Origin of the sequence: Magnetospirillum fulvum MGU-K5, from assembly GCF_000442515.1 — a bacterium.
Taxonomy (GTDB): Bacteria; Pseudomonadota; Alphaproteobacteria; order Rhodospirillales; family Magnetospirillaceae; genus Phaeospirillum; species Phaeospirillum fulvum_B.
Genome location: NZ_AQPH01000067.1, coordinates 1 through 18410 on the forward strand (window position 1 = coordinate 1; position 18410 = coordinate 18410).

An 18410-nucleotide genomic window follows, 5' to 3' on the forward strand; every position below is an offset into this window, starting at 1 on the left:
CACCTCATCCGTCTCGGTGTTTTCCGAATCTGGCGCTCGGGGTTTATTCGCCCACAGATTGGAGATCCGGTTTGAAAGGTGCCTGTTGTCATGCTCACGAGATCGATCTTCGCCGCAGTGGCGGTGCTTTCGGTGACTGCTGGCTCTGCCCTGGCCGACGATGCCCCCCGGTTCGGCCTGCTTGAAGAGAACGATTCTCTCTACACCAGTTACGACAGGCATTACACTCAGGGCATCCGCCTCTCCTACCTTTCCCCCGACCTCGCCGCGCACGGCGGTTTGAACGCGCCGTTCGACCTCGCTGGCGGCCTTCTCCCGATCTTCTCGGACGCCGGGTCGGCGGTACGACCACGCCGCATCGCGGTGTTCCTGGGCCAGAGCATCTTCACGCCGCAAAATACCGCACTCGCCGTCGCCGACTCGCGTGACCGACCCTATGCCGGTTGGGCCTATCTCGGCGCCAGCCTGCTCCAGGAAAGCAATCGCGGCATGCTCGAGAACCTCGAGTTCGGCGTCGGCCTCGTCGGTCCGGGGGCGCTCGGCAAGATGGCGCAGAACGATTATCACCAGTTCATCGGTGCTGACACGGCCAAGGGCTGGAGCGGCCAGTTGCGCAACGAGCCGGGGGTGATGCTGACCTACGAGCGGCTCTGGCGGCTTCCGCTGGTCAATGTTGCAGGCCTTGGCGTCGATATTGTGCCCCAACTCGGCGCCACCATCGGCAACGTCTTTACCTACGGCGCTGGCGGCGGTCTGATCCGATTCGGCCGCAACCTCCAGGCCGATTACGGCCCGGCGCGGATCCGGCCGGCGCTGTCCGGCTCGGACTATTTCGACAGCACCCATCTTGACGGGGACCTCGGCTTCTACGCCTTCGTCGGCGTCCAGGGCCGCGTCGTCGGGCACAATATTTTCCTCGACGGCAACACTTTCCGGGACAGTCCCAACGTCGAGCGGAGAATCTTCGTCGGCGATCTCCAGGCCGGCGTCTCGGTGTTCTGGTCGAATGCCGTGCAGATGATTTTCAGCGCCGCCCACCGCACCAGAGAGTTCGATGGCCAGCGTTCTCCCGACGTGATCGGCACCGCCTCAATCGCCTTTTCGCTGTGATCGTTGCCCCCTCGTCCTTCCGCATAAGCTTCGTCCTCGGCCTCGCGGTCGGGGCGTTGGCTGGCCTGACGCGAGCCTCCTGCGGGCCGCAATATTCTTCGCCGCAGACCTGATGATTAAGTAATTTCCGATTCTTCCGCGCTTACCAAGCATGCTTGTATTTATTAAAAAGCCAATCCCTTTGGCCGAGGAACGCGAATCGGCTACTACCATAGGTTGTAAATGGGCCGACGAGAAATAGAAACCATCCCTATTTAGGGGAATTCAATGCCCCAACAAGCCAGCCTTGTATCCATTGCGACAGCAGTTCCACCGTACTGCATCGAGCAAGACGATGTTGCCGTCGCTGCACGACGAGTTTTCTCAGGAAATATCGGCGATTACGAACACTTGGCGCGGGTCTTCAAAAGCTCGGGAATACGCCAACGCCATGCCGTGAGGCCACTGGAGTGGTATTTCGAACCGTTGGGCTGGCCAGAACGGACCGAAGCCTACCTCGACGGCGGATGCCAACTGTTTTTCGACGTAGCGACCAAGGCGCTTGACGCTGCCGACATTGATGCGGCCGAGGTCGACACGGTGGTCACGGTGTCGTCGACGGGCATAGCCACACCCAGCCTCGAAGCCCGCGTCGCCAGCCGCATCGGCTTTCGCGCCGATATCGAGCGCGTCCCGGTCTTCGGCCTTGGCTGTGCCGGAGGAGTCTCCGGGCTTTCCATTGCATCTCGCCTTGCGGAATCCCGTCCTGGCACGGTCGTCTTGCTGGTCGTCGTCGAACTTTGTTCGTTGGCATTCCGCCCCGACACCTTGACCAAGGCCAATATCGTCGCGACCGCCTTGTTCGGCGACGGCGCGGCAGCATGTGTCTTGCGTGCTGGCGAGCCGGGCATCGCCGAAGTCGAAATGAGTGCTCAACACCTTTGGCCCGACACGCTCGACATCATGGGTTGGTCGGTTGACCCCCAGGGCCTGGGCGTGATTTTCGACCGCGCCATCCCACCCTTCGCCGAAACGCACATGGCTCCGGCCGTTGCCGGTATTCTCGATCGTTTCGGCTTAACAATAAACGATATCGATCGAATTGCATTTCATCCGGGCGGCACCAAAGTCCTAAGCGCCTTAGAGCGGGCCTTCGACCTGGGACAGGGGGCTTTGGACCACGAGCGGGCGATCTTGACCGACTATGGCAATATGTCCGCTCCAACGGCTCTTTTCGTACTGGAGCGTGTCCTTCAAGCGGGGGCGCCGTCACGCGTCTTGTTGACTGCGATGGGGCCGGGCTTCACCGCGACCTGTGTCTCCCTCAGGAGCGCCACATGACACCGGCAGCCCTGCTGCTCGTCATCGTTACGGCGGAACGTTTGGGCGAACTTTGGCTGGCTCGCCGCAATACCTCAGCCTTGCTTGCACGAGGGGCATACGAGGTCGCCCCTGGTCATTACCCAATGATCGTCCTGCTCCATGCCTCCTGGCTGGCTGGGTTATGGCTCTTTGGGCAGACCAATCCGCTCAATCCGTATTGGCTCTCAATCTTTATCCTCCTACAGGCGCTGCGCTTCTGGGTTTTGGGAACGCTTGGACGGCGCTGGACGACCCGGATCATCATTCTGCCAGGGGCCCCTTTGGTCACGAACGGTCCCTATCGGTTTATCGCCCACCCCAATTATCTCGTCGTCGTGGGCGAGGTCGCGGTGCTCCCTCTTTGCCTCGATTTGCCTTGGTTTGCGCTGGTATTTTCAGTCGCTAACGCAGCGATTCTCGCCATCCGGATCCGGGCGGAGAACGAGGCTCTTGGCCGATTGCGTGGCTCCCCTGAGGAGATGAACCGTATTCCTCGGGGATTGTGATGGTTTCCACCTGGATCGGCTTTGCCATGATGTGCATCGGCATGTTTATGGCGATCCTTGATGTCCAGGTTGTGGCAACATCGCTTCCGACGATCCAAAATGCGCTTGCCATCCCGCCCGAGCAAATGAGTTGGGTACAGACCGCCTATCTCATCGCCGAAGTGATCGCCATTCCGTTGACTGGCTTCCTAACGCGGCTGTTAAGCATGCGTTTGCTGTTCGTTATCTCCATCGTCGCTTTCACAGTGACGTCGTTGGGATGCGCCGCAAGCAACAGCTTCGGCGAGTTGATTACCTTTCGTATTCTGCAAGGATTCTCGGGAGGAACGCTGATCCCGGCCGTTTTTTCGGCGGTCTTCCTGCTCTTTCCGGCTGAGCGCCAGAATGTCGCCACTATGCTCGCCGGGGTATTGGCGGTACTGGCGCCGACGGTCGGTCCGATCGTCGGGGGATGGATCACCGATACCTATTCCTGGCACTGGCTATTTCTGATCAACATCATTCCCGGCATTCTGTCGGCGATTGTCGCCAGTGCCTTATTGCCGAAATCGCCCATGTGCCTCCACGAGGCCCGCACGCTCGATATCCAATCGCTAATCCTGATCGCGATGGCCTTGGCGACGCTGGAACTCGCGCTCAAGGAAGCGCCACAGCGGGGATGGATTTCTGGCCTCGTAATCGGACTGCTGACCCTGAGCGTAGCCAGCATAACCGGCTTTATCCGTCGCACTATCCGCGCCTCCCACCCGATTATTAACTTTGGCTGCTTCGCCGACCGCAATTTCACAATCGGCTGCATTCTGAGCTTTGTTCTGGGGATAGGGTTGTTCGGGTCGGTGTATCTGATGCCGGTCTTTCTTGCCTTCGTCAGGAATCACGACGCGCTGGAGATTGGAGCGATCATGCTGGTTACGGGCTTGGCGCAGCTCTCGGTTGCTCCGATCGCCGTTATACTGGAGCAGCGCATCGATGCCCGTCTGCTGACGGCATGCGGCTTCGGCCTTTTTGCCACCGGCCTGGGTCTGAGCGCCTTTCAAACACCGCAAACCGACTTTGACGCTATGCTCTGGCCGCAGGTTATTCGTGGCCTCGCCATCATGTTCTGCCTTCTGCCGCCCACTCGCCTGGCGCTGGGGTGCCTGGAAAAAAGCCAGGTACCGGATGCCAGCGGTCTGTTCAATCTGATGCGTAACCTGGGGGGAGCCATTGGTCTCGCCCTGATCGACACCGTCATTTACAGCCGGTCGGCCATACACGTTGCGGAGATCACGGCACGGTTGCAAGCTGGCGATATTGCCACGGCCAAATTTGTCGGCATCCCACTTGCCCTCTTTGCCACGCGCTCGACCGTCACCATCGATTCCGAGATGAAGGCGACTCTCCAAATGCTCGTCGAAAATGCAGCGCTGACGTCAGCCATTAATGATGCTTGGGCGATGATTGCTCTCCAGACAATTGGCGCCTTGATCTGTATCCCCTTTGCCAGGCGTTTGCTTGTCATGCCCCGAGATCATTGAAGGGCGTCATATCCACGGCTTGGATGATGCCGCGATTTGCACGATTTCATGGGCAATTTTCTCAGGCGATAAAACAAAATCAATGCAGCCGCTTGCAATGGCGCTCGCCGGCATATCAGGCTGCCCGGCCGTATCGAGCTTCTGCGCAATGGTAATGCCCCCGACATCTCTGATGTCGCACAACGCCGCCGCTCCATCGCCGTCATAGCCGGAGACAATGACGGCGATCAACTTGCCGTTCCAGTGATCGGCTAACGACCGCAGGAACACCGTAATCACGTCCGGCCATCCCTGCGGTTTCGAGATCGGCTTGAGACGGAACGCTCCGTCAAGAACGTGCAAATCACGCTGAGACGGAATGATGAACACCCGGTCGGGCCGGATGAACAATCCTTCCGAGATCAACTCAACCGGCATCTTCGTATAACGGGGGAGAATCTCGTGGAGTTGGGTGGCGACAATTCTCAGGTGATTAACAATAACAATGGCAACACCCATATCCGCCGGTAAATTCTGAAGCAACTGAATATAGGCATTGAGGCCTCCCGCTGAACCACCAATACAAACAATGGGGAATTTGTTTTCCACTCTCGTTCACTTTGCCGGAATATATCCCAAGGACGCGCCTCGCCGCATAACGCCACGAACACCTTGGCCCGTATAAATCGACCAGTGAAGACTCGGAAACCACTTATTGTTAAGTAAATTCCGACCCTGTCGAGCCAGCGCAGCAGAACTATATAATGAAAACGCAGAAATTTTTATCCGCCACAAATCTCTATTTGTGGCGGATTTAGAGGCAAGGATGCGCGAAATGCAAACAATAATTATCGTCTTATTGCTGATAATACTGCTTGGCGGAGGCGGTGGATATTATGGCTATGGACTCTATGGCGGCGCCGGTCTCGGCGGAGCTTTTGGCTTAGTGCTCGCCGTTCTTCTCATCCTCTGGCTTTTGGGAGCTCTTGGCGGACGGAGATCGTGACATAAACCGCCCCTTTCGGACACCTCGAAGGGTAATCTCCCCTGGAAATAAGGGGTTGTCGGTCCCGCGCCGTCGGGTTCTGTGCCCGTGTTGCGGCCCCAGGCTGGAGCGCCTGGATTGGCTGGATCGTCATGCCCGCGTGACGCGGCGGCTGGCGATAAGCGTGGTGCGGCTGTGCCGGGTGCTGCCGATCAAGCAGGTTGCCGCGTTCTTTGGACTGCATTGGCATACGGTCAAAGACCTCGACAAGCGGGCGCTCCAGGGTAATCCCCCCATTTTTAGCGGGGGTTGGACATAGAATTCATGCGGCCAATTTCAGTTTCTGGGCGGGTGTGATGCCGCCAATGCCCATATTGGGGCGGTCGTTGTTGTAGGTCCAGAGCCATTCTGTCGCGTGATCCTGCACCTCCGAGATGGTTTCAAAAAGGATTTGCCCCAGCCATTCATGCCGGACCGTCCGATTGTAACGCTCGACATAGGCGTTCTGCTGCGGCTTGCCGGGCTGGATGTGCTGGAGGTCGATGCCGTGCGTCTCGGCCCATTTCATCAGCGTACCGCTGATATATTCGGGGCCGTTATCGACCCGAATAGCGCCCGGCTTGCCGCGCCATTCGATGATCTGGTTCAACACCCGCACGACCCGTTCCGCAGGCAGAGAGAAATCGACTTCGATGCCGAGCCCTTCCCGATTGAAATCGTCCAGCACATTGAGGAGCCGGAAAGCCCTGCCATCCTCCAGACGATCCGCCATGAAGTCCATCGACCAGACCTGGTTGGGGGCGTCTGGCACCGCCAGTTCGTCGGGCTTGTCGCGTTTGAGCCGCTTGCGGGGCTTGATGCGCAGGTTCAGTTCCAGCTCTCGATAGATCCGATAGACCCGTTTGTGGTTCCAGCCATGCCCCTGAATGTTGCGCAGATACAGGAAGCAGAGCCCGAACCCCCAGGTCTTTCTGGCCTGGGTGAGCCCAATCAGAAGGTCGGCGATCTGCTCGTTCTCGTCGGAGAGCCTCGGGCTGTAGCGATAGCACGTCTCGCTCAGCCCAAACGTCCGGCACGCCAACGCGATACTGATCCCTCGTCGCGCCACGGCTGTCTCGGCCATCTCCCGGCGCTGGGATGGCCGGGTTATTTTTTCCGAGAGCCTCGCGGAGCAATTCGTTTTGCATGCTGAGCTCGGCAAACATCTTTTTCAGCCGCCGGTTCTCGTCCTCAAGCCCCTTCATCTCCGAGATCATCGAGGCATCCATGCCGCCGTATTTTGCCCGCCATTTGTAGAACGTCGCGCTGCTCATCTGGTGCTCGCGGCACAGCGTCAGGACCGGGATGCCGTCCTCCGCCTGACGCAGGATCCCCATGATCTGGGCGTCCGTGAACCGACTCTTCTTCATCCGAATCTCCTCGTTCGCAAGACCGAGAAAATTCTACGTCCACATCCCCTTATTTCCAGGGGGGATTACCAGGGGAAACGCGCCGCTGGCCACGTTCCTACATCACCGTTCGCTCGGGCTCAATCGCCGACCGGCACCGGCATTTCCAGCGGGGGACTGTGTAATCCGTCCCCCGGTTATCCTCTGATCCTGTGGATAGACCTGTGGGCGGGTTGAGGGTAACGCCTGAGTATCCAGGCGAACCTTGACCGTTGTGGGAATTGCCGTTTTTCGAGGCAGTGGCGCGGCCGGTTGGCAAGGGTGCATCTGAAACATGCGACCGGGCCGGGGGGCGGGCAAGGCCGTCCCAAAAGACAGGCTCCCCCGTCCCATCGGGGACGAGGGAGCCGATCCGTTTCCCCTTACGACATGAATTTGCCGCGCGGGGTGTAGTGGGTGTGAAGGTGGTGATGGGCGATGTGGCCGCACGGTCCGTCGGTGAGGAACTCGCGATACAACTGGAGCACCACCGGGTTTTCATGCGATTTGCGGATCTTAAAGTCGCTGTCGATCTGATAGATCGCCTTCGACCGCTTGGCGCGGATGGTGGCGTCGGTCGGGATCGGCTGGCCACCGCCGCCCAGGCAGCCGCCAGGGCAGGCCATGAACTCGATGAAGTGGCACTTGCTGAACGGTCCGCCCGCCTTGATGTCTTCCATCACTTTCTTGGCATTGGCCGAGCCATGGACGATGCCGACCCGCAACGTCACGCCGCGCAGCCAGTCCCAATCCGGCACCAGCGGCTTGAACAGATCGGGGACTGGTCCGACTTCGTCGATCTTGATTTCGGCCATCCGCGCTCCTTCGATTCCGCGCACCGGCAAGATGTCGGCGTGATCGAAGAAGTTTTCGACCTTCTGGCCGGTGACGACCTCGATCACCGTGCGAAGCGCGGCTTCCATCACCCCGCCGGTGGCCCCGAAGATGTTGCCCGAGCCGGTGCCGTCGCCGAACGGCTCATCGAACGGGCTGTCGGGCAGGTGGGGCAGGTCGATGCCGGATTCGGCAACCATCTTGGCCAGTTCGCGGGTGGTCAGGGCGTAATCGACATCCTTGAAGCCGCTCGAGCACAGTTCGGGGCGGTTGCACTCGAACTTCTTGGCGGTGCAGGGCATCAGGGCGACGACGACGATGTCCTTGGGGTCGATCCCCTTCTTGTCGGCGTAATAGGTCTTCAGCAACGCGCCGAACATCTGCATCGGGCTTTTTGCCGAAGACAGGTTGGGCACCGCGTGCGGATAGAAATGTTCAAGATATTTGACCCAGCCAGGCGAGCAGCTGGTGAACTGGGGCAGGGCGACATCGGTGTCACCTTGGACCAGGGCATGATAGAGCCGGATAATCAGCTCGGTGCCTTCTTCGAGGATCGTCAGGTCGGCGGTGTGGTTGGTGTCGAACACACCGTCAAAGCCCATCCGCTTCAGCGCGGTGTTAAGCTGATAGGTCACCTGGCTACCCGCTTCCAGCCCGAAGCACTCGCCGATCGCGGCACGCGGTGACGGCGCGGTCTGGATCACCACATGCTTGGTGGGATCGTCGAGCATCGCCCATACCTCGTCGGTCTGGTCCTGCTCGGTCAGCGCGCCGGTGGGACAGCGATTGATGCACTGGCCGCAATTGACGCAGACCACCGAGGATAGCGGCTTGTCGCCAAAGGTGGCGATGCGCGACCGGACACTGCGTCCCTTGACCAGCAACGCACCGACGCCCTGCAACTCGCTACAGGTGCGGACGCAGCGGCGGCACAGCACGCACTTGTTCATGTCGCGCACGACCGAGGAACTGGAGCGGTCGATCGCATATTTCGGCTCGGTCGGATGGCCGAAACGATAGTAATCGACGCCATATTCCTTGGCCAGGGACTGCAACTCGCAATTGTTGTTGCGCTTGCAGACGGTACAGTCGCCATAGTGATTGGACAGCATCAGATCGACGACGTGCCGCCGCGCGGTGCGGACGGCGGGCGTGTTGGTCTGAATTTTGACCGGCAGGGTCACCGGGGTCGCGCAGGCGGCTTGCAGCGTCCGCATCCCCTCGACGGCGACAACGCAGATGCGACAGACACCGGCAGTGCACAGATCGTCGTGATGGCACAGGGTGGGAATCCGCAAGCCCACCCGGCGGGCGGCGTCCAGGATCGTGGTGCCATAAGGCACCTCGACGTCGATCCCGTCGATGGTGACAGCGATCATCGGCACCTCGGCCGCGATCGGGGTGGAATCATTGTTCCCGGCCACGGCCTCATCGGCGGCGGGCTGGGATTCGGTGTTCGAAGGAACGGTATCCATAGTGATCTGATCTCCCCGCTTTGGCCGGTCAGGCCGCGCCCATGATCGGACGGGCCATGATTTCTTCCTTGAAATGCGCATTGAGGGCGATGACCACGTTGGGACTCGCCTGACCCAGGCCGCATTTCGAGGCCAGCTTGACCGTCTCGCTGAGACTGATCAGGTCATTCAAATAGCGGTTCGAGCATTTCCCCTGTTGCAGCAGCCGGATACCTTCCAGCAGCTTTTGGTTGCCGACGCGGCAGGTGGTGCACTGGCCGCAGGATTCTTCGACGAAGAATTCGAGGTAGTTCTCGGCGACTTCAAGCATGTCGCGCTCGGCGCTGTAGACGATGATCGAGCCGCCGATGCCAAGATCCTCATAGGCAAGACGGCGGTCGAACTGACGGGCCGGGACCAATTGCCCGGTATAGCCGCCGATCTGCACCGCCTTGGCCCCCTGGCCGCCGACGGTTTCCAGCAATTGATCGACGGTGATGCCCCAGGGCAGTTCATAGACGCCGGGGCGCGAGCAATCGCCCGAGACGCTGAACAGCTTGAAGCCCTTCGACCGCTCGGTGCCCATCGACGAGAACCATTTGGCCCCGCGCGGGATGATGCAGGACAGTGTCGCCAGGGTCTCGACATTGTTGACGACGGTCGGCTGGCCGTGCAGACCGCGCTCGGCCGGGTAGGGGGGGCGGTTGCGCGGTTCGCCGCGCCGCCCTTCCAGGCTTTCGATCAGGGCGGTTTCTTCGCCACAGACGTAAGCGCCCGCACCCATATGGATGCGGATGTCGAAACAGAACCCCGCCTGACCCAGGATGTCGGTGCCAAGCAGGTTCGATTTGCGCCGCGCTTCCAGCACCGCTTCGAGATGCGGCTTTAAGTGGGTGTATTCCCAGCGCAGATAGACAACACCTTCGCGCGCACCGATCGAATAGGCGGCGATCGTCATGCCCTCGAACACCATGTCGGCATATTTGCCGAGGATGATGCGGTCCTTGAAGGTGCCGGGCTCGCCTTCGTCGGCATTACAGATGATGTATTTGCAATCGCCCTTGGCCTTGGCGGCAAGGTTCCACTTGATCCCGGTGGGGAAGCCCGCGCCGCCGCGGCCGCGCAGACCGGACACGGTCAATTCGGCGATCACCTCGGAAGGGCTGACCGATACCGCCCGCTGCAAGCCGGAATTGATCTCGTGATTGGTGTAGTTCAGGGTGTTGGCATAGGTTTCGCCGACATTGCCGACGGTGGGGCGGCGGGCGTTGAATTCCTGCCGACAATCCTCGATCACCCGGTGAACCTTGGGCGGCGTCAGATTGGAGAACACCTCGTTGTTCACCATCATCGCCGGGGCCTGATAATTCATCCCGATGCAGCTGGTCCATTCCAGCGTGAACATCCCGTCCGGCGTTGTCTCGCCAAAGCGGATGCCCAGATCGTTTTCGAGCTGACGGGCAACCGATTTGGCCCCCTTCATGATCGAAGACATATCGCGGCTGAGCCGGATAATGAACTTTCCCTTGGGCTTTTTGTTAATGAAATGAAAGAAAGTGGCGACGCCAAGGACCTCTGATGCGGAAATTCCTATCAGATCGGCAATATATTGCATCGCAAATTCAGAAACAAATCCGCACTCTGCTTGGACGGATTGCATAATAGGTATAAGAGATGATCTTTGGCGACCGTGTTTTTTTACCAGTCTAGATATTAGAGATTTCTCTCTGTCCTGCCCTGTCAGCAGCATCATGTTTCTCCCTATCTGATACATTTGCTTTATTGAGCTTTTCTTGTTGGCGCGATCTTTGCCGCGCTCATGGTCGGCATGATACGAAAAGATCGTTTGGTTGTATTCGGAATCTGTCGCACGAGACGTCCCCACCCCATCCGGTGGTGGCTACCCATATGCACCGGACTATTCCCACCCTTGATAACGCCTCATACGGGTAGGTGGCAAGCTGCCCGTGTGGATGGGGTGACGAACGGCGATATCGCCGGGACCCGATGGTCCCAGCGTGGGTCGGAGACGGGCGAAAAGGGGAGGATCAGGCCGGGAGGGAGTCGGGCAGGCGGCGATGGGCGTGGGGGGAATCGCCCCACTCGTCCCAGCCGACCCGGCGACCGGCGGCGATCACCCGGCGTTCGAGGCAGCCCCGGCATTCCAGGGTGCCTTCGTCGAGGCAGGGTTTGCCGTCGTAAAGCTGATAGTTGCGGCGGACCCCGCGCGGGGTGACGTTGGGCATCGTCACATTGGCGCCAAAGGTGATGCCACGTTCGCGACCGTCCTCGACCAGGGCCTGCAACGCGGTGGTGGCGGCGATGTTGAGGGTCGGCAAGGCAAGCCGGGTCACCGCGATCATCTTGAGGCCAAGGGAGAGCAGGGGCCCCTTCGCCATCATCGCCGAGGCGGGCATCGCCCCGCCCTGGGAATGGAGGTACGGCCCCATCCCGATCATGTCGATATCGCGCTCGCCGTAAAAGGCGATGTCGGCGGCGAGATCGTCGAGGGTCTGGCCGGGCAGGCCGATCATCACCCCGGTCCCGACCTGGAATCCGGCGGTGCGCAGGTCGTCCAGCGCCTTTACCCGCGTCTCGAAGCGCTGGGCGGGGGGGTGAAGCGAGGCGAACAAAGCGGGATTGCTGGTCTCGATCCGCAGCAGATAGCGATGGGCTCCGGCAGCGCGCCAGCGGCGATAGGTGTCCAGACTCTGCTCGCCCAGTGACAGGGTGATCCCTAGGCCGCGCGGCAGCCGTTCGCTTAAGGAGCGGGCGCGGATTTCAGCGACGCACTCTTCGACGAAGGCGACGAAGGCTTCGTCGCGCCGCTCCCCGGCCTGGAGGACACACGAGCCGTATCCGGCTTCGGCGCAGAACATCGCCGCCTCGACCACCTCGTCGCGGTCGAGGCCATAGCGTTCGACCGCGAGGTTGCTGCGGCGAATCCCGCAATAATAGCAATCGAGCGCGCAGCGGTTTGATAATTCGACGATGCCACGGTAATGGACCGTGTCGCCGACAGTTGCGGTGGCGCGGTCATAGGCGGCGCGGCGCAAGTCTTCGATCTGGGCGGGATCGGACAGGCCGAGCAGGCGGACCATCTCGGCATGGGACAGGTTGAGCGTCATGGCCGGATCTCCCGCGCTCGTTCGAACGCGGCCAGCGCCGCCGGGAAACAGCCCAACGCACGGGGCAGCACCCCCTGGAGCAGGGAAATGGCCACGCCGTAATTGGTCATCGGTACGCCTTGGGCTCCGGCGCGGTCGAGCCGGGCCAGCATGTGCCGTCGCGTCACCGTGCAGCCACCGCATTGGATGATCAGGGAATAGGGGCTGAGATCGTCGGGAAAATCCTTCCCCGCCGCCACCTCGATCTTCAGCCCGCCGCCGACATATTGGCCAAGCCAGCGCGGAATCTTGACCCGGCCGATATCGTCGGCGAGCGGATGGTGGCCGCAGGTCTCGCCGATCAGCACCCGGTCGCCGGGGCGCAGCCGCTCGATCGCCGCCGCACCAGCGGCGAGACGGTTGAGGTCGCCCTTGAACCGCGCCATCAGGATCGAGAAGGTCGTCAGCGGAATCTGTGGCGGCGTGTCGGCGGCGGCTTTCAGCACCACCTGAGAATCGCAGATCACCAGCTTGGGCGGGCGGCCGAGGCGGGCCAGCGCGTCGGACAATTCGCGCTCCTTGACCACGACGCACATCGCGTCGCTGTCGAGAATTTCGCGGATCACCTGAATTTGCGGCAGGATCAGCCGTCCCTTCGGTGCGCCGAGATCGATCGGCACCACCAGCACCGCCAACTCCCCGGCGGGGACCAGATCGCCGACCAGACGCGGCTCTTCCAGCCGGGCCTCAGGCGCAAGACGGGCTATCGTCCGTTTCAGATCGTCGAGACCGGCTCTGCTCAGTGCCGAAACGGCCAGAGTTTCGCGCCCGACGGCAGCGGCGGCCGCCAACGCTTCTGCGGCGGGCGCGGCCAGATCGCTTTTGTTGAACACCACCAGGGTGGGGGTGGCGCGGGCGTGCAGCGTCTTGGCCAGTCCGGCTTCGAATCGGCCGAACCCGTCCGGGCCAACCACCAGCAAAGCGAGATCGACCCGTTCGAGAATCGCTTCGGTACGGCGGACCCGTTCCGCACCCAACGCGCCGTCATCGTCGATCCCGGCGGTATCGACGAACAGGACCGGGCCGATCGGAGCCATCTCGATCGGCTTTTCGACCGGATCGGTGGTGGTGCCGGGGACGTCCGAGACAATCGAAACGTTCTGCCCGGTCAAGGCGTTGATCAGGCTGGATTTGCCGACATTGCGCCGACCGAACAGGCCGATATGCAGGCGCAGGCCGCGGGGTGTCTCTTGCATGCTCGGTCGTCTCTCCCTATCCGCGATATCCCAACGCCATCATCGCTGCGGGCGATAGCAGCCGGTCCAGCGTCGCCCGGTCGGCCAGCCCGACCTCAAGCGCCAGTTCGGTCACCGGCCGCCCGCTGGCGCGGGCCTGTGCCGCCAGAGTGGCAGCGCGTTCGTGCCCGATCAGCGGCACCAGCGCGGTCACAATTGCCCACGAGGCGGCGACGTGACTGGCACAGACGGCGCGGTCGGCCTCGATTCCGGTGACGCAGCGTTCGGCAAACAGCCGATTGACCGCTTCCAGTGCCGACAGGCTCGACAGCAGCGCCTCGGCCAGCAGCGGCAAAAAGGCGTTCAGTTCCAACTGGCCCGACATCGCCGCCGCCGTCACCATCGCATCGTTGCCGATCACGAACAGCGCGGTCTGGCCGACCGCTTCGGCGATCACTGGATTGACCTTGCCCGGCATCAGGCTCGACCCGGCCTGGACGGCGGGCAGGATCAGTTCGCCCAGACCGGCGCGCGGCCCCGAGGCCAGCAGGCGCAGATCGAACGAAATCTTGAACAAAGTGGCGGCATGTGCCTTCAAGATGCCGGAAACCTCAACGAACGGGTCCGCGTTCTGGGTGCAATCGACCAGATTTTCGGCCCGCGACAGGTTGAACCCGGTCTCGGCGCGGAGCGCCTCGGTCACGGCGAAGATATAATCGCGCGGAGCGGTCAGGCCGGTGCCGATCGCGGTGCCGCCCAGATTGACCACGCGGAGCCGTTCCTCACATTTGAACACCCGCCAGCGATCGCGTGACAACGCCTCGGCCCAGGCGGAAAATTCCGCCCCCATACTCATCGGCGCGGCATCCTGAAGCTGGGTGCGGCCGATCTTGACTACATCGGCAAAGGCGGCTTCGCGGGCCTGGAACGCGGTCTGAAGAGCGGCAATCGCCGGTTCCAGCCGCTTCAGCAGGGCGATCGCCGCCACCTTGATCGCGGTGGGAAAGACGTCGTTGGTCGATTGGTGCAGATTGACGTGGTCGAGCGGATTGACCCGGGCATAGTCACCGCGCCGCGCCCCTAGACGTTCCAGGGCGCGGTTGGCCAACACCTCGTTGACGTTCATGTTGAGCGAAGTACCCGCTCCGCCCTGAAGCGCATCGACGACGATCTGGTCATTGAGGCTGCCGTCGGCTAACTCGGCGCAGGCGGACAGGATCGCCCCGGCGATGTCGTCGGGCAGAAAGCCGAGGTCGCGGTTGGTCCGGGCCGCCGCCGCCTTGACTTGGGCCATCGCCCGGATCAAAGCGGCTGAGGGCGGGCGTCCGCTGATCGGGAAATTCTCGATTGCCCGCAGAGTGTGAATCCCCCACAGGGACTCGTCGGGAATGTCGCACTCGCCCAGCAGATCGCGTTCGCGCCGCGTCATTGTCAGCAGAACACGTCGCGCTTGCCAGCCCGCACCATGTCGGCCAGCCGTTGCGCCACCCGTCCGTCCTTGGCATCCATCGCGGCGATTTCGGCGGCAATGGCCTTTTCCCCGGCGGCCAGGGTCGCCGGAGAGCTGTAATCGAGCAGGTATTCCAGGAAGGTGCCGACCGCGTTGGGGCCGCACTTCTCCTTGATCTCGCCGGTCTTGGCCAGATCCATGAAATCGCCGCCGGTGCGGCCGACCCGGTAACAGGCGGTGCAGAACGACGGGATGTAGCCCATTTCGGAGATGTCCTTGACCACCTCTTCGAGGCTGCGGTGATCGCCTAACTGGAACTGGCCGGACTCGAAGCGTTGTTCGTCGGCATAGCCACCGGGATTGGTGCGCGACCCGGCCGAAATCTGCGAGACGCCGAGCGCATAGGTTTCCCGCCGCATCGCCGCACTCTCGCGGGTCGACATGATCAGGCCGGTATAAGGCACGGCCAGACGCAGGATCGCCACCAGCTTCTTGAAATCCTCGTCGGAGACCGGCTGGGGCGGACAGGTCGCCATATCCGACCCGCTGGCCGGCTCCATCCGGGGAACGCTGATGGTGTGACAGCCGACACCGAACTGCTTTTCCAGATGGGCGATGTGGCTGAGCAGGGCCAGAATTTCAAACCGCCAGTCAGCCAGACCGAACAGAACCCCCATCCCGACATCGTCGATTCCGGCGCTCATCGCGCGGTCGAACGCGGTCACCCGCCAGTTGAAGTCGGCCTTGCGTCCCTTGGGGTGGGTCGCGGCATAGATCTCGCGGTCATAGGTTTCCTGGAAGAGCTGGTAGGTGCCGATTCCCGCGCCGTGGAGATCGCGGAATTCCTCGATCGTCAGGGGCGCCAGATTGGCGTTGACCCGGCGGATCGCCCCCGCACCCTTCTGGACTGAATAGATCGTCGCGATCGAGTCCAGCACATAGCGGAATCCTCCGGCCCCGGCATAGGATTCGCCCGCGACCATCAACACCCGCTTGTGCCCCTGATCGATTAGGATTTCTGTCTCGCGGGCAATCTCTTCCTGGCTCAGGGTGTGGCGGATCAGGCCCTTGTTGCTGGCACGGAAGGCGCAGTACAGACATTCATTGCTGCACCGGTTGCTGATGTAAAGTGGCGCGAAGAACACCATTCGGCGGCCATAGATCGCTTCCTTGACCTGCTTGGCGGTGGCGTACAATTCCTCAATCAGGTCGGGACGGGTCAGCGCCGCCAGAACCGCGACATCGTCCAGGTCCAGCCCCTTCATTTCGCGCGCCTTGGTCAAGACCTCGGCAACCCGTGTTGAATCCTCGGTGGCGTTACGGGCCAACGTTGAACGGATGCGACCGGCATCGAGCCAGTCGGGGGCTTGAGAGGCGGGCAGGGTCATGATGGGCGGTCTTCCTGGCGTGAGGGGGAGCGGGCTTCGATCCGCCTGCTTTTCTGATTGCCCTCATTCTTCCGCGCCGCTTGCAGCGAAGTCCAGCGGAACATGACCCAATGATGATCGCCGTTCGTCTCAGGCGGTGCGGACCCCTTCGAGGAAACGGATGACGACACTCTTCATATCGGTGGCATCCTGCGACAGCGACCGGGCCGAGACCAAAACCTGGGCCGCCGCTTCGCCGGTTTCCGCTGCCGATTGTGACACCCCGCCGATGTTCGAAGCGACCTCGTTGGTTCCTTCGGCTGCCTGTTGGACGTTGCGGGCGATTTCGGCGGTGGCGGCCGATTGTTCCTCGACCGCGGCGGCGATGGCTCCGGCGATTCCGTTGATTTCCTCGATGCGGGTGACGATCGCGCCGATGGCCGCGACCGCCGCTTGGGTCGCCGCCTGAACCGCGCCAATCTGGGCGCCGATCTCGTCGGTTGCTTTGGCGGTCTGGTTGGCGAGATGCTTGACCTCTCCCGCCACGACGGCAAAGCCTTTACCGGCGTCACCGGCCCGCGCCGCCTCGATTGTCGCGTTCAGGGCCAACAGGTTGGTCTGCGAGGCGATGTCATTGATTAAATTGATGACTTCGCCGATACGCGCCGAACTGTCGGCCAGTCCACGCACGGTTTCGTTGGTGCGGTTGGCTTCTTCGCTCGCGGTCTTGGCGACACGCGCCGATTGCTCGACCTGACGACCGATTTCGACGATTGAGGCCGACAATTCCTCGGCGGCGGAAGCAACCGTCTGGACGCTGGCCGAAGCCTGCTCGGTAGCGGCGGCAACGTTAGAGGCCTGATGGTTGGAACGGTCGGCATTCGAGGTCATTGCCTGGGCGGTGTTTTCCATCTGCCCCGCCGCCTGCGATACCATGTCAAGAACGTTACCGATCGCCTGATCGAAATCTCCGGTCAAGGTTTCAATCCGGCGGGTTCGCTCGTCACGGGCCTGTTGTTCAGCCTGCCGCTCGGCAGTGAGACGGTCGGCACGGATCGCATTATCCTTGAAGACCTGAACCGCCTTGGCCATCTCGCCGATTTCGTCCCCGCGATCAAGGGCAGGAACCACGATGCTTTTGTCTCCCTCGGCCAGATGACGCATCGCTGCGGTCATCGTGGTGATCGGTCGGGCGATTGAGCGTTGCAAGCTAACAGCCATCACAACGATCATCGCTGCCATGACCATCAAAAACGCAAAAAGAGCCACCTTGGCTTCGTAGAAGTTGGTCGCCAAATTTTTTGCCGCTAAAGCCGCTCCTTTTTTGTTAATGTTTATGTCAGAGGTTAATTCTTTTCTGGAATCTATGTAATATTTATATCCTTCTCCGAGCTGGAGCTCTCTTGCCTCTGCTTTCAGTCCTTGTCTCGATAGGGCAATGACTTTTTCCGTCGAGGCAATATAGTCGACCCAGTCCTTCGTGAACCGATTGTACGTTTCTCTTTCTTCCGAAGAGGCGATCAACGGTTCATAGGTTTTCTGAATCTCGGCGATTTTCTCGCGTTGGAGGAGGATCTTTTGGTCCTGTTCGGCGATGGCGGCGGGGGTCGTGGCGGCGATGTGGGCCAATTCGCGCACCCGATGCTCGACCACCAGGGTTTCCAGGGTGGACAAGGCGTCGACGCTAGGTAACCAGTTTTCGCTGAGATCGACACCGGCATGGTTCATCCCCGTCATTTCGATCAGGTTGATCGCCGCGTTGATCAACATCACCAGCATCACCGCAGCGAAAGCCAGGGTGATTTTGACCGGAATCTTCAGATCGTGGAGCGCCGCCATCATCCTCGCCCTTCTTGTGGGGGGTGTGTCGATGGAAGAGGCTATCACGTCTTATGCCATATGCATATAGGCATAAGTTCTTTTCTTTGAGTTTGCCAGGGAAGAGTTCAGCCAGCGGCAGCGGTCTGGTCAGAGAGCGCTTTGGAAATCAGTGCCTCGGCGGCAGCAATGACCGAAGCGACCGGGCTGTTGTCGCGATCGAGGGTATTGCCCAGGCAATAGGCTCCTTCGATCAACAGCATCAATTGATCGGCCAGAT

General features: G+C 61.0%; 15 protein-coding genes. 6 read left to right on the forward strand and 9 right to left on the reverse strand.

The window, feature by feature from the left end:
• Nucleotides 1–78 precede the first annotated feature (78 nt).
• The 4 genes from K678_RS14040 (at nt 79) to K678_RS14055 (ending at nt 4474) form a co-directional block, all read left to right on the forward strand.
• Nucleotides 79–1110 (forward strand): lipid A deacylase LpxR family protein, encoded by a 1032-nt coding sequence (locus K678_RS14040; RefSeq protein WP_155804561.1) that lies wholly within the window; start codon nt 79–81, stop codon nt 1108–1110.
• 267 nt (nt 1111–1377) lie between these two features.
• Nucleotides 1378–2430, forward strand: a complete 1053-nt coding sequence (locus tag K678_RS14045) for a type III polyketide synthase (RefSeq protein ID WP_021133128.1) — start codon at nt 1378–1380, stop codon at nt 2428–2430.
• A complete protein-coding gene (locus tag K678_RS14050) occupies nt 2427–2957 on the forward strand; it encodes an isoprenylcysteine carboxyl methyltransferase family protein (protein ID WP_021133129.1) in 531 nt (176 codons plus the stop codon). Before K678_RS14045 ends, K678_RS14050 begins: the two co-directional genes overlap by 4 nt.
• Entirely contained in the window at nt 2957–4474 is a 1518-nt protein-coding gene (locus K678_RS14055) for a DHA2 family efflux MFS transporter permease subunit (protein WP_021133130.1), read from the forward strand. Before K678_RS14050 ends, K678_RS14055 begins: the two co-directional genes overlap by 1 nt.
• A gap of 6 nt (nt 4475–4480) precedes the next feature.
• On the opposite strand, the gene K678_RS14060 is transcribed toward K678_RS14055, so the two are convergent.
• Nucleotides 4481–5062, reverse strand: a complete 582-nt coding sequence (locus tag K678_RS14060) for a chemotaxis protein CheB (RefSeq protein ID WP_039853297.1) — start codon at nt 5060–5062, stop codon at nt 4481–4483.
• 226 nt (nt 5063–5288) lie between these two features.
• Here K678_RS14060 and K678_RS20020 point away from each other — a divergent pair, with 226 nt between their 5' ends.
• Nucleotides 5289–5459: a DUF3309 family protein gene (locus K678_RS20020; protein ID WP_081673288.1), complete on the forward strand. Its 171-nt coding sequence runs from the start codon at nt 5289–5291 to the stop codon at nt 5457–5459.
• A 55-nt stretch (nt 5460–5514) separates the two neighbouring features.
• Nucleotides 5515–5757 (forward strand): transposase family protein, encoded by a 243-nt coding sequence (locus tag K678_RS18325; protein ID WP_196802588.1) that lies wholly within the window; start codon nt 5515–5517, stop codon nt 5755–5757.
• A gap of 3 nt (nt 5758–5760) precedes the next feature.
• Here the strand turns inward: K678_RS18325 and K678_RS14065 are convergent.
• The 8 genes from K678_RS14065 to K678_RS14100 all read right to left on the reverse strand — a co-directional run bounded on the left by K678_RS14065 (nt 5761) and on the right by K678_RS14100 (nt 18154).
• A protein-coding gene (locus tag K678_RS14065; protein WP_155804562.1) for an IS3 family transposase occupies nt 5761–6847 on the reverse strand; the annotation gives its coding sequence in 2 pieces (ribosomal slippage) (nt 5761–6592 and nt 6591–6847; 1089 coding nt in all).
• Between the two features lie 401 nt (nt 6848–7248).
• Nucleotides 7249–9174 carry an NADH-dependent [FeFe] hydrogenase, group A6 gene (locus K678_RS14070; RefSeq protein ID WP_021133133.1) on the reverse strand — a complete coding sequence of 642 codons (1926 nt, stop codon included), beginning with the start codon at nt 9172–9174 and terminating at the stop codon, nt 7249–7251.
• 28 nt (nt 9175–9202) lie between these two features.
• Nucleotides 9203–10927, reverse strand: a complete 1725-nt coding sequence (locus K678_RS14075; RefSeq protein ID WP_331270959.1) for an NAD(P)H-dependent oxidoreductase subunit E — start codon at nt 10925–10927, stop codon at nt 9203–9205.
• A gap of 274 nt (nt 10928–11201) precedes the next feature.
• The gene (gene hydE / locus K678_RS14080) at nt 11202–12281 is read right to left on the reverse strand and encodes a [FeFe] hydrogenase H-cluster radical SAM maturase HydE (protein WP_021133135.1); all 1080 of its coding nucleotides are present in this window, start codon (nt 12279–12281) and stop codon (nt 11202–11204) included.
• Nucleotides 12278–13516 carry a [FeFe] hydrogenase H-cluster maturation GTPase HydF gene (gene hydF, locus K678_RS14085; RefSeq protein ID WP_021133136.1) on the reverse strand — a complete coding sequence of 413 codons (1239 nt, stop codon included), beginning with the start codon at nt 13514–13516 and terminating at the stop codon, nt 12278–12280. Before hydF ends, hydE begins: the two co-directional genes overlap by 4 nt.
• A 16-nt stretch (nt 13517–13532) precedes the next feature.
• Nucleotides 13533–14924, reverse strand: coding sequence for an aspartate ammonia-lyase (locus K678_RS14090; protein WP_021133137.1), 1392 nt, complete (start codon nt 14922–14924; stop codon nt 13533–13535).
• Nucleotides 14925–14926: 2 nt separating this feature from the next.
• Nucleotides 14927–16333: a [FeFe] hydrogenase H-cluster radical SAM maturase HydG gene (hydG, locus tag K678_RS14095; protein ID WP_021133138.1), complete on the reverse strand. Its 1407-nt coding sequence runs from the start codon at nt 16331–16333 to the stop codon at nt 14927–14929.
• 129 nt (nt 16334–16462) lie between these two features.
• On the reverse strand, nt 16463–18154 hold the full coding sequence (locus K678_RS14100; protein WP_021133139.1) for a methyl-accepting chemotaxis protein: 1692 nt from the start codon (nt 18152–18154) through the stop codon (nt 16463–16465).
• Nucleotides 18155–18410 lie beyond the last annotated feature (256 nt).